Genomic DNA, 14,755 nt, shown 5'->3' with positions numbered 1-14,755 from the left:
AACCTCTTTCTGTATATGAAAGAGGCTTCAACACGCAAACAACTTTTTACTTCTTACCTGCTAGTTTATCCACAGTCTTATTTACGGCCATTCCTGTTCGTCGTCCGAGGGCAAAATAATCTTTTCAGGAACCGGGGACTTCAGTACGATGGACGTATGAATAATGCCGTATCGGATTAAATAATCAATCAGCTTATTCAAATGCTCCATATCGTTGACCGCTGCTTTTAATAAGTAATTGACTGTGCCGGTCAAACGGTGACACTCGATAATGTCCGGGTGTTCAAGCGTCATTTGTTCAAATTCATCATAAGGAACTCTTACCTCACTCACCTGGATAAATAAAAGAATGTTGCGGCCGACAGCATTGGGAGATACTCTTGCGCTTATCTTGTCTATCACCCCTTTTTCCATTAGCCTCGTAAATCGTTCGGCTACGCTTGGCCGACTAAGGGATAACTTCTTCGATAGATCGCTTAATGTAATTCTTCCGTCCTCTTGAAGAATTTTCAAAAGTTGAATATCTGTCTCATCCATGCTTTCACCTTCAAACGTTTGATTTCACTCTATTCTTCTGCTTTTTCCGGCCTTTACTGCTTATATTAAATGATGCCGAGCACATCCAAGTAAACAATGATAATAGCAATTGGCGCTAAATATTTAATTAATAAGAACCAAGCTGAGAAAATCTTCTTTCCGATAGATGACCCCGAAGAAATCTCTTCCAACAATCTTTGCTTCGGAATCTTTAACGGAACAAAAATAGCAATTAACAAAGCGCCGAGCGGCATTAGCAAGTTGCTGACGAGAAAGTCGGCTGCATCAAAAATTGATTTATTAAAAATTAATACATCACTCCACACGCCAAAAGACAAAGCGGACGGAACACCGACGATAAAAATAAGCATTCCAATAATCCAAGAAAATTTCATACGCTTGCTGTCATTCCCTTTTGCCAACACAGCGACGATAATTTCCAGCATGGAAAAGGCCGATGTTAATGTTGCAAATAAAAATAGAACTAAAAAGGCAATTAGAAAGACTACGCCAAATGGAATTTGGTTAAAGACCGTCGGCAATACGTTAAACAGTAAAACTGGACCTGCATCCGGCTTTAATCCGAATGAGAAAACAGCTGGGAAAATAGCCAGTCCCGCTAAAATAGCGACGAGCAGGTTCAATACAACGATGGAAATAGCCGACTGCGGGATGCTTTCTTTTTTAGATAAGTAGGAGCTGTATGTGACCATGACTGATACCCCAACACTTAGCGCAAAGAAAGACTGTCCCATCGCAAACAAAATCGTTTCCGATGTAATCTTTGATAGATCAGGCTTCAAGAAAAACTCAATGCCTTCCATCGATCCGTCTAGTGTGACAGAGCGTATAATGATAAGCAAGAATAAAATAAATAAAGCAGGCATCATAAACTGGCTGGCCTTTTCAATTCCTGCTGTTACTCCTTTAGAGACAACATAAATGGTAATGACCATAAAGAGAAACTGAGCAAAGACAGACAAGAATGGACTGGAAATCGTTTCTCCAAATAAAGAACCATACTGGGCTTCTGTCAATCCACTTAAATCTCCAGTCAATCCTTTAAAAATATAAATTAATATCCAGCCGCCTACCACGCTATAAAACGATAATAAAACGAAGCATGTGAAGATGCCGAGTCTGCCAATAAAATGCCAGGACGAATTCGGCGCCAGCTCCTTATATGATTCAATTGCATCTTTTTGCGTACTTCTACCGACAATAAATTCCCCGATTAAAAGCGGCAGTCCGACAAGAAGCGTAAAGAGGATAAAAATTAAAAGAAAAATTCCTCCCCCACTCGTTCCAGCTACATAAGGGAATTTCCAGATGGCACCAAGCCCAATAGCTGAACCTGCGGCTGCCAAAATGAACCCTAGCTTAGACGACCATTGTTCTTTTTGTTCCATTTTTTCACCCCATAAAAGTTGTTGAAATCAGAAAACGCTTACATTATTTTTTCTTTAATATTACCCTTTTTATGTATAACGTTATTCCAACGTCATTTTACCAATCGGTAATAGATGAGTCAACAATGTTTTTAGAAAAGTCTTTCTCTTCCAAAATTACAGCATTTTCTCGATAAAAAAAGAGAGCGGCTAATCCCCTCTCCAATGAAAAGCTTTTTTAAGAAAATGATTTCACTTCTCACAGTCGTGCACCTGAACATATTACCACGGATGACCCTTGCCGGCAATAGGAGGTGCTGTTTATTTTCCCGCTCGTGACCTCACTTCTCTTAGTTCCTGCGCCGAGCGATTCAACTGTTCATCCGCCTCTTCCACCATTCTTTCAAGCAATTCTTTTACAGTCGGAACATCTTCAATCAGACCTGCAATTTGGCCGCTATTAATAAAGCCGTTTTCCATATCGCCTTCCATCGCCCCTTTGACATGCTTTTCTTCAGACGTCCATTCCGCGTATTGTTCAAGCGTCATTCCCGCCTGCTCCTGATCAGTTAATTGCTTGGCATAAGGTGTTTTCAAAATCCGTCTTACCCGCCCTACGCTGCGTCCAAAAATCGTTGTCTCTGTATCGCCTGCTTGCACCAGATTGTTCTTGTATACTTCATGAAAGGGCGCTTCCTTCGTTGCAATAAGCCGTGTCCCCATTTGCACACCACTCGCGCCAAGCATAAGAGCCGCCGCCAATCCTTTGCCGTCGCCAATTCCTCCTGCCGCAAGCACCGGCACGTTCACATGCTTCACAATTTGCGGAATGAGCGCAAAGGTTGTCAATTCGAGGCTAGAGTTGATTCCTGCCGCTTCAAAGCCTTCTGCCACAAGAATGTCCGCTCCCGCCGCTTCTGCTTTTTGCGCATGCTTCACAGATGCAACAAGCGCAATCACTTTTATCCCATGGTCATGCAGCACCGGGATAAGCGGAGCCGGATTGCCAGCTGACAACGATACAACGGGTACGTTATGCTGGATAACCAGGTCAATCAGTTCCTTTGTATAAGGCGACACGCTAATCGCGATATTCACCGCAAAATTTTTATTCGTGCGCTGCTTTGTTTCTAGAATAATTTTTTCCACTTCGTCAGGGGGCATTGTACCACAGCCAATCGTGCCCAGCCCGCCCGCTTCTGAGACAGCAGCCGTCAACTGAGCATTGCTAATATTGCCCATTCCCCCTTGAATAATGGGATAGTCAATCTGGAGCAATTCACAAACGTCTATCATTTTTTCTCCTCCTCTTAAAAGAAATGTTATAATAAATAAAAAAGAAAAACAATTGCGTAAATTCATATTTGGAGGGTATGCCATGATTGTTACATATAACGGAAAAAATCCGCAGCTCGAAGAAAACGTATTTATTGCACCTGGTGCTTATCTTATCGGAGATGTGCATATCGGTTCGGAATCAACCATTTGGTTTAATGCTGTACTGCGGGGGGATGAGGGCACCATCACGATCGGCAAGCGGTGCAGCGTTCAGGATAACTCAACGATTCACTTGTATGAAGGAGCGCCGGTAGTCGTTGAGGATGAAGTAACGGTCGGCCATAATGTTATTTTACACGGCTGCAAGATAGGAAAACGCTCCATTGTCGGCATGGGCTCAACCATTCTTGACCATGCAGAAATTGGAGAAGAGTGCATCATTGGCGCCAACACTTTAGTTCCAAGTGGCAAAAAGATTCCTCCCCGCTCGCTCGTCGTCGGTTCACCCGGAAAGGTCGTTCGCGAACTAAGCGACAAGGATTTCGAGCTCATTCAGCTATCCATTGATACTTACGTCCAAAAAGGCTATGAATTCCGAGAAACTTTTAAAGAAAAGTAATGGATCTTCTCACGCGCCGAGACATCATTAAAAGCATCTTTTCTGACATTTTATCCGTAAAAAAGAAAGGTGCTCTGCACCTTTCTTTTTCATTTAATTCACGATATATGGATGATCAGCAGCGTCATACGACTTGTCCTTGCGGCGCATATCATTGTCTTCACGGAATACTTCCTCGAAAAACCGGCTGGCTGGTTCAGCAAGCAATTTATAATACTGAGCGAATAAAAGAGCCGCATGATCGCCATTCCACATAGACGGCAGCAGTTCTTTCGGAAGCCCAGGATCGGTAAAAAGAAACTTGCGGTATTCATGCACAAGATTCGTCCGCTCAACAAAACACTCAGCATCGGTCATTTGTCCACTTGCCATGGCACTTTGATGAACAATATATCTTTTGCTGTATGTAGAAATAAATTCTTCATACTTACCTTCAATTTCATCAAGCGGCCAGCTTTTTTCAACAAGCGCACGGTCTTCCTGCGGTCCTTTATAATCTGCGACAAAGAAATCGACATAGGAACTAATATCGTATTTCTCTACAAGCATTTTCACTTCTTTTTCAAGGTCATTTGGTGAAATCCAACATCCGTTGGAAAAGCTGCCGAAACCGCTCCACAAGAGCTCTTTGCGCAATTCATCGCGAATTTGCCGCTTCTCCTCAGGAATGGTATACATCAGCATGCGCCATTTGCCATCCCACTCGTGCGCCTTTAATTTAAAAATCCGGCGGGCGGCTTCTTCCATGCGCACTTCTCCACGTGGTGTCAGAAAATAATAGCTTTTATTTCCTTTCTTCTCCGATTGGATCCACCCCTGCTTCACCATTCGTGAAACGGCCACACGAACGGACTGCTCATTATGGCCAAATTCTTTCAATACACGGATTAAGCTGCCGATCCATATCTTATTGCCGTAATGGCGAATGTAATCGCCATAAATCGTGAAGATCATTGATTGTGTATTCGCCATCTCTCCCACTCTTTCTTCTTTGATCGTCGTTGCATCACTTTCCTTTGATTCTCTTATTATAACGTGATATTGGAAAAATTACTTACTTTCCAATAAATTTTGGTGCTCTTTTTTCACTGAATGCCTGAAGCGCCTCTAAGCGATCTTCTGTCGGAATCGTGAGTTCGTACGCTTTCGACTCAATAGCAAGTCCTGTTTGCAAATCGGTATTCATTCCTTGGATAATGGCATATTTGGCTTGCTTTAAGGCAACAGGTCCATTTTTCATCATATCGGCGGCAAGCTGTTCACAGGCAGTCATTAATTCTTCCTTCTGCACAACTTTTAATACTACACCGAGTGCTAAGCCTTCTTCAGCCGTAAATTTCTTGGCGGTAAAAATAAGTTCTTTCGCTTTCATTTCTCCTACCAATCTTGGCAAACGCTGTGTGCCGCCAGCTCCCGGGATGATCGCCCAGCTTGTTTCTGTAAGCCCCATCTGGACCCCCGCTGCCGCGATTGGGAAGTCGCAGGCGATCATCAATTCAAACCCGCCACCAAGCGCGTAGCCATTTACAGCAGCAATTGTCGGCTGTGGAAGGGCAGCAATGCTGTTAAAAACATCACGAATCGCTTTAACATTTCGGCGGACTTCTGTTTCTGTCAATGTTTTACGCTCTTTTAAATCCGCACCGGCACTGAATGCTTTTTCACCGGCACCGGTAAAAATTACGACCTTTACTTCCGGGTCAATGGAGATTTCATCGGTTACTTCTTGCAGGCGTTTAAGTGTCTCGTAGTTAAAACAGTTGAGAGCTTTTTCACGGTTAATCGTTACATAGGCAATGTTGTTTTCCTTTGTATATAAAACAGTCGACATGTTTCTTCTCCCTTTCTATCAAAAAAGCTGTCCAACGCCTGCCGCTGCTCTTCCTTTCCCTTAGCAGAAAAGAGCTCTGGCGCCTGAAGGACAGCCTGTTTATCGAGTGATCCTATTTATCCCAGATCGTAGACAAACGAAACGATTTCAATCAGCCTAAAAGCTTAGAAAATCGACTTTTCCTACAATCTTTATTATTCGTTTATATTTTCTACGATTGCAGCAATCCCTTGGCCGACGCCAATACACATCGTTGCCAATCCATATTTTTCATCGCGTTTTTTCATTTCATAAAGAAGCGTTGTTAAAATACGAGCGCCGCTTGCGCCAAGCGGATGGCCAAAAGCAATCGCCCCGCCGTTGACATTTACTTTGCTTTGGTCCAGCTCTAACTGGCGGATACATTCAAGCGATTGAGAAGCAAACGCTTCATTCAACTCAATAAGTCCCAGGTCGTCCACTGTCAAGCCAGCGCGTCCGAGTGCTTTTCTTGATGCGTAGATCGGTCCAAGCCCCATTACAGCAGGCTCTAGTCCCGCTGTCGCTCCTGTAACGTATTTGGCAAGCGGCTTCAAGTCCAATTCCTTCGCTTTTTCGGCGCTCATAATTAGCAAAGCAGAAGCTCCATCATTTACACCTGAGGCATTTCCAGCTGTCACTGTTCCATCTGCAAACAGTGGTCTTAGCTTGCCAAGCTTTTCAATAGTTGTATCTGGTCGCGGATGCTCATCCGTATCGATGACAATTTCATTCCCTTTGCGGTCTTTATATACGACTGGCACAATCTCTTCCGCAAAACGGTTTTCTTCCATGGCTTTTTTTGCGCGCTGCTGGCTTTCAAACGCAAATTTGTCCTGATCCTCACGGGAAATGTTATAACGCTGCGCTACATTTTCTGCCGTTTGCGGCATAGAATCTGTTCCGTACATTTCGTGAAGCTTTGGATTCGTAAAGCGCCAGCCAATCGTCGTATCTTGCAATTCCATGTTTCCACGCGGGAAGTCCTTATCCGGCTTTGCCATAACGAGCGGTGCGCGTGTCATGCTTTCTGTTCCCCCGGCAATAAAGATGTCCCCTTCGCCAACGGCAATCGCTCTCGCTGCATACATCACAGCATCAAGCCCTGAACCGCACAGACGGTTCACTGTCGTGCCGCCGACTTCCACTGGAAGTCCCGCAAGCAAAGCGGACATTCTCGCTACGTTACGGTTGTCTTCACCCGCCTGATTGGCATTGCCAAAAATGACTTCTTCAATTTGTTCAGGCGGAAGACTCGGATTTCTTTCAAGCAGCGCTTTAATAACAACGGCGCCAAGATCATCCGGTCTAACGTCTTTTAAAGCTCCTTTATATCTACCAATCGGTGTGCGGACTGCATCAACAATGACTACTTCTCTCATTTTTTTACCAACTCTTCCTTGTTCGTATAATCGTAAACGCCTTTTCCACTTTTACGGCCAAGTCTTCCCGCTTTCACATATTGTTCAAGAAGCGGTGCCGGACGGTACTTCTCGCCAAGCTTTTCATGCAAATATTTTAAGTTGTTCAAGCGGGCATCCAAACCAACAAGGTCAACCAATTCAAATGGACCCATTGGATAATTTAAGCCGAGCTTGATCGCTTTGTCGATCTCTTCCGGGGTACCGAGGCCTTCCTGTAGCATGTAAAACGCCTCGTTGCCGACTAAAGCACTGATCCGACTGGTTACGAATCCAGGAAACTCGTTAATAACGACTGTTTCCTTGCCCATTTTCTCGGCTACTTCTCTAATCACGGCTGCTGTTTCATCACTTGTTTCCAAGCCGCGGATAATTTCAACGAGAGGCATTTTATGTACCGGATTAAAAAAATGCATCGCGATAGTTTTTTCCGGGCGCTTCGCGTATGAAGCAATCTCTGTCGGGCTCATTGTAGAAGTATTCGTTGCAAAGAAGCAATGCTCCGGAGCATGCTCTTCAATCGTCTCAAACACTTGCTTCTTAATTTCCGCTTTTTCAGGAACAGCTTCGATAATTAAGTCAGCGGCAGCTGCCACTTGTGCCAGGTCGCTTTCATAGCTTAAATTCTTGCGCGCTTGCTCAGCGGCTTCTGCTGTAATCTTGCCGCGCGATAGGCCTTTTTCAAAAATCGAATCAATCTCCTGTTTCGCATTTTGCAAGGCCGCTTCATTAATATCTACTACTGTCACTGAGTAACCGCCAACGGCTCCCACATAGGCAATTCCTCTGCCCATCACACCGGAACCGACGACTCCAATGCGGTTGATCATGTTGTTCTCCCCCTTATGCGTGAAAACGGACAAGAGGCCTGAATGCCACCTGTCCGTCTTCATCAATAAATTAAACTCCTAATGGATTGATCGGACGGCTGCCATAGTAAGACAGGATGCTCTTCGTTTCTGTGTAGAGATCCAGTGACTCAATGCTTAGCTCACGGCCAAAGCCGGATTGTTTGTATCCGCCGAATGGTGTGCCCGGGAATGCAGAGAATGGACAGTTGACCATAACGATTCCTGCTTGGATTTGATTGGCTACCCGAGTTGCACGGGCACCGTCTTTTGTCCAGATTGCAGAGCCAAGGCCGAACTCTGTATCATTCGCCAGTCTGATCGCTTCTTTTTCATCCTTGAATTTCATTACGACAACAACTGGACCAAAGATTTCTTCTTTAACGACTTTCATGTCATGGTTCACATTTGCAATGACAGTCGGCTCATACCAGAAGCCATTCTCATAGCCTTCAGGCTGTGCTACATTTCCGCCGGCAAGAATTTCAGCGCCGTCTTCGATCGCAGACTTCACATAGCCGTCAATTGTGTCAAGCTGACCTTGGTCAATGATGGCACCCATGTGTGTTCCTTTATCAAATGGATCACCGAGTTTAATACTTTTTGCTTTTTCAACAAATTTGCTAACGAACTCATCATAGATATCTTCATGAACATACAGGCGAGAACGTGCTTCACAAGATTGTCCGCTATTATAGAAGATCCCGAATAATGAACCATCTACTGCTGCATCAATGTCCGCATCGGCAAATACAAGATTAGGAGATTTACCGCCAAGTTCAAGTGTTACGCGTTTTAATGTTTGAGAAGCTTTGGCCATAATGTCTTTCCCAATTGGTGTAGAGCCAGTGAAGGCTACTTTGTCTACTTGTGGGTGTCCTACTAAATAATCGCCTACTTCCGCTCCTGATCCCGGAACGATATTTACAACGCCTGCTGGAACGCCTGCTTCCTGACAGATTTCACCGAGGACAATCGTTGTCAGCGGAGTAAGGGATGCCGGCTTAACAATAACAGAACAGCCAACAGCAATAGCAGGGGCAATTTTCCAAGCAGCCATCATCATTGGATAGTTCCATGGAGTAATTTGCGCACAAACACCAACCGGTTCTTTTTCAGTATAGTTATGGAATTGTCCAGGAACATTGTTAACTGTGCCGCGGTGACCCACGATCGCTCCAGCATAAAATTCAAAGTCTTCAATCGCTTGCGTGATCTGTCCTTGAGCAGCGTGGATCGTCTTGCCTGTGTCAAGAATTTCAAGCTCAACAAGTTCATTAAAACGAGAACGCATAATCGCAGCAATTTTATTTAGCACCTGTGCACGACGACCTACAGGATACTTCTTCCATTTACCATTATCGAATGCTTCACGTGCTGCTGCAACTGCTTTTTCTGTATCTTCCTTTGATGCCTTTGCTACTTCAGCCACCAGCTCACCCGTTGCCGGATTGTATGTCTTGATCGTTTCACCTGTGCTGCTTTTTACTTTCTCGCCATTGATGATTAAATGATAAAAATCGCGTTTAATTGCTTCTTGTTCTACTTTTGTTTCTTGAGTTGTTGACATAGGTTCCACTCCCTTTATTTCCCTGAGAAAACAGGTTTTCTTTTTTGCATGAATGCTTCGACACCCTCGCGGTGATCAGCCGTTAATCCTGCTGTCCGCTGTCCTTGTGCTTCTTGCTCAAGGTAGTCTTCAAAAGAAAGCACAGAAGCGGCTTTCAATGAGCGTTTAATTAAGCCAATTGCTTTTGTTGGCATAGCGGCAAGGCGAGCCGCAAATGCGCTCACTTCGTCTGTGAATGTTTCTGCGGAAATCATCTGGTTGGCAAGGCCGAGCGCCACCGCTTTTTCTGCTGGCACTTTCTCTCCCAAAATCGATAATTCTGCTGCTTTTGCCTGGCCGACAAGCTGCGTGAGGAAATAAAGATTGCCTGAGTCAGGAATGAGTCCTACATGAACAAAGGCATTGACAAAGCTAGCTTTCTCCGAAACCAGTCTGAAATCACAAGCCAGCGCCAAGGAAAATCCTGCACCGGCAGCTACCCCATTAACAGCAGCCACAATCGGCTTTTCACATTGTCTGATTTGTTTAACCATTGGCCCATAATGTTTTCTTAAAATGTCACCATGGTCCATATTTTCATCCACTTCCGACAAGTCCTGGCCGGAGCAAAATGCCCGTCCTTCTCCTGTAATCACGATACAGCGCACCTCATCATCCTGTGAGGCAGCTTTGACTGCGTCTTTAATCTCGCGGTTCATTTGCGCTGTAAACGCATTCAGCTTGTCAGGCCTGTTTAAAAAGAGCCAGGCGACTCCGTCTTTCACGTCATAACGGATCGTTTCAAACATTCGACAAAGCCCCCTTACCTTCCTCTATAATTCGGTTTCCTTTTTTCGACAAACGCATTCATGCCTTCTTTTTGATCCTGCGAGGCAAACAACAAATAGAAATTTTTTCGTTCATACTGCATGCCTTCATACAGCGAGTAATCGACTGCCTTATTGACCGAATCTTTGATGAGCCGTACGGAAAGAGGCGGCTGTTTCGCAATTCTGCCTGCAAACTTCATCGCTTCTTCCATTAGTAGCTCCGGCGCGACAATTTTATTAATGACCCCGTGAGCAAGAGCAGCCTCTGCTGGAATCCGTTCACCTGTCCATAGCCATTCCAGCGCTTTCGTGCGGCCAACGAGCTTTGTCAGTCTTTGTGTACCGCCTGCCCCCGGCATGACACCGATCGACACTTCAGGAAAGGAAAACTCCGTGCCGGCTGCCGCGATCAATATGTCACAGCTGAGCGCTAGCTCGAATCCGCCGCCAAAGACAAACCCTTTAACAGCGCCGATAATCGGCTTTTTCACTAATGATAGCCTGTCCCAATCGGCAAACTGATTTAAAAGCTCAAGGCGGATCGGATCATCTTCTGCCATTTCATCAATGTCCGCACCAGCTGAGAAAGAATGTCCTTTTCCCGTCAACAAGATGGCAAGAACTTCTTCGTCACGGTCGAATGTCTCGATCGCTTCTACGATCTCACCGACCATTTTACGATTCAGCGCATTCAGTTGGCGGGGGCGGTTTAATTCAATAACCGCCGTGCCGCCCTTTACAGATGTTTCGATGAATTCAAAACGGCTCATTCTACTTCCTCACCGATCATTAATGTAACGAGATCACCTGCAAATCCCATTAAATCTTTTCCAGAAGCTTTTCCTTCATCTGAGCGCATGCCATTCTTTAAATCTTCCATGCTATCGTAAATCATTTCGCACATCAGATAATATTCTGCTTCTCCGCCTGTCATAACGGATTTATTAAATTTTGTTACTTTCATTTCACGAAGGCCCGGAATTTTTGCTGTAATCGGTCCATGAACATTAAAATAATGCTCGTCGAATGTTTCTTTATCTTTTGGTTGCTTATATAAAGCTACTACTTTTGCCACTGTGCATCCCTCCACTTTTACATCATTGTTGAAACAGGCTTCATTGCCTCAAACGGATTTTTACAGCTCTTACAATATAAGATGCTTCTGCAGGCCGTCGGTCCGAAAATGTTCTCCATTGTGACATAAGTAGACCCGCAATACGGGCAATCTACATGCCACGAACCATCTTCTTCAAAGTGCTTGGGCGGCGGGGCAATCCCGAACGCACGCAGGCCTTTATGACCTTCTTCTGTAATACGATCCGACGTCCATGGCGGATGAAAAACAAATTCTACGTCTACTTCTTCAACGAAAGAAAGTTCTTTCACAGCGCTGACTGTGTTCTTTTTAATAATTTCAAGTGCTGGACATCCTAAGAATGTTGGTAGAAGAACCACTTTTACGTGACTTCCTTCAGCGCTGACTTCCTTTACCATACCGAGATCAATAATGCTAACTGTGTCGATCTCTGGATCTTTCACATTTGTTAGTGCCTCATATACTTGCTGATCAGCAGATTCTATAGGTGTATTCATTAAGGCCACCTCTTTTCGGTATTAAATTACCAAGCAGCTGCAGGGTCTAGTCTGTATACTTCAGAAAGAGTCGCCAGTGCTGCTGTTAAGTCTTCTGTATGTTCGCCATTCCGGCCATTTTTAGCTGGTGTTTCAGGAATTACAGGCACTGCCATTCCAAGAGATTCAAAGACTGGTGCCATGTTCGCTTTCCATTTATCTTTCAATTCTTCTTCGCTAGCCATCAGATTGTTGCTTTCAATAGCCGCTTTCTTATTACCATACGAGAAAACATCTCCAAAATCCTTCATTACCATTTCAATAGCGTCGTTCATTTTTTGTTTCGCTTCATCCGTTGAGCTTAACAATTGAACAAACCATGTTTTCCAGTGCAGCAAGTGATAGTAAAGTTCCATGTTCACTTTCACGGCTGTTTCCGCAAGCGGTTGGTAAGAGCTTTGACGCAAAGAGTCAATTTTCACTTTTTTTGCTTGAGCATAAAAGAAATTTCTAACGACAGCATACGCCCAATCGTACTGAGGTGTCTCCATGTAATAACCTTCACCGTTCACACGTTCAGCAAGCACGCTGTTTTTTCTTTCCTGAGCCGGACGCAGATGAGCAAGGTCATCCGCTTTTCCTGCCTCTAGTTCCTCAAGGAGAGAGTAATACATTGCCGCATGCCCCATTGTATCTTGGCTGATAGATGAGGAAGCAACGTCTTCCTCGATATGAGGAGCGAGCCCGAGCCATTCAGAGCCGCGGAAGGAAATTAAGAAGTCGTCATCTGCCAGTTGAAATAACAGATTCGTTACTGCTTCTTTATATTCCGGGCTTAATACGTTGTTTTCTGTGCTGCTCATTTGCCGTCTCCTCCCCATGACAAGATTTCTTTTTCATCAAGCATTTGCTGTTCATAATGACGCCACTTTTTCTTTAAGTAACCATACCCTTTTGTCGTGCGGTACTGCTTATTATCTAACCGGCCAAGTGTTAATTTTTCCTCTGCATCCATTGACCGAATATGTTTTCTATTGACGATCCAAATGTCGGCAACCGGCTCGCGACGCATAAAGTTCTCTTGAGCCATGATAAGCGCCATGTCTTCGTTCGGGGCAAGCAGGCTGAACTGATGCTGAAATGCAGAGCTCGGCGTCCGCTTGCTGAATACTTCATATTCTTGGTAAAATGTTTTTTCTGCCATTTTCCTTCTGCTCCTCTCGATTCGCTTAGCTTACTGTAGCTGCAAGGGCATCGCGCACCCAGGCATTATTTTCATAAGAAGTTCTGCGCAAGTTCAAGCGTGCTTGAGAACGCGGACCTTGATTTTTAATAATTTTCTTGAATTCTGACCAATCTGGCTGCTGGTAAACCCACACTTTATTTTCCTCGTCATAATGCATAGTGGAGTCTGGAAGCTTTAATCCCAGTGATAGAATGCGCGGAATATATTTATCAAAGAAATCCTGTCTCAATTGCTCGTTTGTTTTTGTGCGGATCTTATATTTAATGGTCACGTCCTGTTTAGAAGAACCAGTTGTGTCTTTACTTGCTGGCCCGAAGAACATAAGCAGTGCATCCCACCAGCGATTTAATGCGTCCTGGATCATCGCTCTTTGTTCTTCTGTTCCTTCTGCAAGCGCCATGATGATCGCTTCACCGTGCTGTGCATGAAACACTTCCTCTGCACAAATGCGCTGCAGTGCTCTTGCATACGGTCCGTAGGAAGAACCAAGCATATTTGTTTGCGTAATAATCGCTGCACCGTCAACAAGCCATCCGATTAACCCTGCATCTCCCCATGTTCTTGTATCCATGTGAAAAACGTTATGGAACTTCAAGTCACCGTTGAATAAATCCTGCATTAAGTCACCGCGGTTTTTGCCGTATGGTTTCAACAAGTCTTCTGCTACGCGAAGAAGAAGCTGTCCGTGTCCCATTTCATCCTGCACTTTCGCCATAATGCCGAGCTTTCTATGAAGGGAAGGAGCTTTCGGCACCCACTCTTTCTCTGGAAGCGCTCCCATTATTTCGCTGATCCCATGCATAGAAATTAACTTAACAAGCGCCATGCGGTATTCTTCAGGCATCCAGTCATCCGCTTCAATTTTATCCCCGGCTTCAATCCGCTGCATAAATTGTGCTAACTTTTCTTCTTCTGTCATCATTGTCAGATTAGACATTGTCTGCTCCTCCTTTAATTCTATCGCAGTCCTAAAACTTATATATAACATTTTTATAACGTAATTATAAATTATTGTTATACACAATGCAAATATATTCTGATAATTTTTAATGAAATTTTCTTAATTGCCCATATACATAGAAACGCCGGTCTTATAGACCGGCGTTTCTATGTATATCTTATGAAAGGAATATTGACTTTAGACTCTTTCTGCACAAAATGGCTGACCAGCGATTTTAATAGATTCTGTCGGACAGCCCTCTGCTGCATCCTCTAAATCATCCAACAAATCATCTGGCACTTCAGCTGTTCCTTCGTTGTCATCCAAAATAACGTAGGAAATCCCCTCGTCATCATAGTCAAAGATATCCGGCGCGCTCGCTCCGCAAGCTCCGCAGGCTATACAAGTGTCTTTATCGACAATAGTATATGTCGGCATGATGTAGTGTTCCTCCTTTGTTGATAAGCAATCTCTCGATTATTTTGCATCTCCCATTACAGACGTACTATGTAACGGCTGTACTTTCGCTTTTGGATCAATGTATACTTTCGCGTTGCTGACAGCCGTCGGCGCTTCACCGAAGCCGCTCGCAATCAGCTTTACCTTTCCTTCATACGTACAAATATCTCCCGCTGCGTAAATCCCCGGGATGTTCGTTTCCATCCGAGAATTGACAAC

At 44.4% G+C, this 14,755-nt stretch carries 17 protein-coding genes and 1 pseudogene; 1 reads left to right on the top strand and 17 read right to left on the bottom strand.

Annotation, left to right across the window (positions count from 1 at the left end; all coding sequences use genetic code 11):
• Window positions 1–81: 81 nt before the first annotated feature.
• The 3 genes from ACH0BF_RS18335 to ACH0BF_RS18325 all read right to left on the bottom strand — a co-directional run bounded on the left by ACH0BF_RS18335 (window position 82) and on the right by ACH0BF_RS18325 (window position 3,221).
• Window positions 82–537, bottom strand: a complete 456-nt coding sequence (locus ACH0BF_RS18335) for an Lrp/AsnC family transcriptional regulator (protein WP_120034922.1) — start codon at window positions 535–537, stop codon at window positions 82–84.
• A gap of 65 nt (window positions 538–602) precedes the next feature.
• Complete coding sequence (locus ACH0BF_RS18330; RefSeq protein WP_340852210.1) at window positions 603–1,946, bottom strand: sodium-dependent transporter; 1,344 nt, start codon at window positions 1,944–1,946, stop codon at window positions 603–605.
• Window positions 1,947–2,246: 300 nt separating this feature from the next.
• Window positions 2,247–3,221 (bottom strand): NAD(P)H-dependent flavin oxidoreductase, encoded by a 975-nt coding sequence (locus ACH0BF_RS18325; protein ID WP_340852208.1) that lies wholly within the window; start codon window positions 3,219–3,221, stop codon window positions 2,247–2,249.
• A gap of 82 nt (window positions 3,222–3,303) precedes the next feature.
• Between ACH0BF_RS18325 and ACH0BF_RS18320 the strand changes: the two genes are divergently transcribed.
• Window positions 3,304–3,822 (top strand): gamma carbonic anhydrase family protein, encoded by a 519-nt coding sequence (locus ACH0BF_RS18320; RefSeq protein ID WP_120034928.1) that lies wholly within the window; start codon window positions 3,304–3,306, stop codon window positions 3,820–3,822.
• Window positions 3,823–3,915: 93 nt separating this feature from the next.
• Here the strand turns inward: ACH0BF_RS18320 and paaX are convergent, their stop codons facing one another.
• The 14 genes and pseudogenes from paaX to ACH0BF_RS18250 form a co-directional block, all read right to left on the bottom strand.
• Window positions 3,916–4,794, bottom strand: a complete 879-nt coding sequence (paaX, locus tag ACH0BF_RS18315) for a phenylacetic acid degradation operon negative regulatory protein PaaX (RefSeq protein WP_120034930.1) — start codon at window positions 4,792–4,794, stop codon at window positions 3,916–3,918.
• Between the two features lie 82 nt (window positions 4,795–4,876).
• Complete coding sequence (locus ACH0BF_RS18310) at window positions 4,877–5,653, bottom strand: enoyl-CoA hydratase-related protein (RefSeq protein WP_120034932.1); 777 nt, start codon at window positions 5,651–5,653, stop codon at window positions 4,877–4,879.
• A gap of 194 nt (window positions 5,654–5,847) precedes the next feature.
• Complete coding sequence (gene pcaF / locus ACH0BF_RS18305) at window positions 5,848–7,053, bottom strand: 3-oxoadipyl-CoA thiolase (protein WP_120034934.1); 1,206 nt, start codon at window positions 7,051–7,053, stop codon at window positions 5,848–5,850.
• The gene (locus tag ACH0BF_RS18300) at window positions 7,050–7,922 is read right to left on the bottom strand and encodes a 3-hydroxyacyl-CoA dehydrogenase (RefSeq protein WP_406909970.1); all 873 of its coding nucleotides are present in this window, start codon (window positions 7,920–7,922) and stop codon (window positions 7,050–7,052) included. The genes pcaF and ACH0BF_RS18300 overlap by 4 nt, the downstream gene beginning before the upstream one ends.
• Window positions 7,923–7,992: 70 nt before the next feature.
• Window positions 7,993–9,510, bottom strand: a complete 1,518-nt coding sequence (locus ACH0BF_RS18295) for an aldehyde dehydrogenase family protein (protein ID WP_120034936.1) — start codon at window positions 9,508–9,510, stop codon at window positions 7,993–7,995.
• Window positions 9,511–9,524: 14 nt separating this feature from the next.
• Window positions 9,525–10,298, bottom strand: a complete 774-nt coding sequence (locus ACH0BF_RS18290; RefSeq protein ID WP_120034938.1) for an enoyl-CoA hydratase-related protein — start codon at window positions 10,296–10,298, stop codon at window positions 9,525–9,527.
• 14 nt (window positions 10,299–10,312) lie between these two features.
• Entirely contained in the window at window positions 10,313–11,089 is a 777-nt protein-coding gene (locus ACH0BF_RS18285) for an enoyl-CoA hydratase/isomerase family protein (RefSeq protein WP_340852202.1), read from the bottom strand.
• A complete protein-coding gene (locus tag ACH0BF_RS18280) occupies window positions 11,086–11,394 on the bottom strand; it encodes an EthD family reductase (RefSeq protein ID WP_120034942.1) in 309 nt (102 codons plus the stop codon). Before ACH0BF_RS18280 ends, ACH0BF_RS18285 begins: the two co-directional genes overlap by 4 nt.
• A gap of 17 nt (window positions 11,395–11,411) precedes the next feature.
• Window positions 11,412–11,912 carry a 1,2-phenylacetyl-CoA epoxidase subunit PaaD gene (gene paaD, locus ACH0BF_RS18275; RefSeq protein ID WP_340852201.1) on the bottom strand — a complete coding sequence of 167 codons (501 nt, stop codon included), beginning with the start codon at window positions 11,910–11,912 and terminating at the stop codon, window positions 11,412–11,414.
• A 26-nt stretch (window positions 11,913–11,938) separates the two neighbouring features.
• The gene (gene paaC / locus ACH0BF_RS18270) at window positions 11,939–12,754 is read right to left on the bottom strand and encodes a 1,2-phenylacetyl-CoA epoxidase subunit PaaC (RefSeq protein WP_120034946.1); all 816 of its coding nucleotides are present in this window, start codon (window positions 12,752–12,754) and stop codon (window positions 11,939–11,941) included.
• Complete coding sequence (paaB, locus tag ACH0BF_RS18265; RefSeq protein WP_120034948.1) at window positions 12,751–13,095, bottom strand: 1,2-phenylacetyl-CoA epoxidase subunit PaaB; 345 nt, start codon at window positions 13,093–13,095, stop codon at window positions 12,751–12,753. Before paaB ends, paaC begins: the two co-directional genes overlap by 4 nt.
• A gap of 25 nt (window positions 13,096–13,120) precedes the next feature.
• The gene (gene paaA, locus ACH0BF_RS18260) at window positions 13,121–14,074 is read right to left on the bottom strand and encodes a 1,2-phenylacetyl-CoA epoxidase subunit PaaA (protein ID WP_120034950.1); all 954 of its coding nucleotides are present in this window, start codon (window positions 14,072–14,074) and stop codon (window positions 13,121–13,123) included.
• A 201-nt stretch (window positions 14,075–14,275) separates the two neighbouring features.
• On the bottom strand, window positions 14,276–14,515 hold the full coding sequence (locus ACH0BF_RS18255) for a ferredoxin (RefSeq protein WP_120034952.1): 240 nt from the start codon (window positions 14,513–14,515) through the stop codon (window positions 14,276–14,278).
• A gap of 39 nt (window positions 14,516–14,554) precedes the next feature.
• Window positions 14,555–14,755: pseudogene (locus ACH0BF_RS18250) on the bottom strand (ferredoxin--NADP(+) reductase); the annotation flags it as partial.

Origin of the sequence: Pseudobacillus sp. 179-B 2D1 NHS (genome assembly GCF_045370945.1) — a bacterium.
Lineage (GTDB): Bacteria > Bacillota > Bacilli > Bacillales > Domibacillaceae > Pseudobacillus.
Note: the sequence above shows the minus strand (reverse complement) of the source record. Positions and strands in the feature narration are given on the sequence as shown.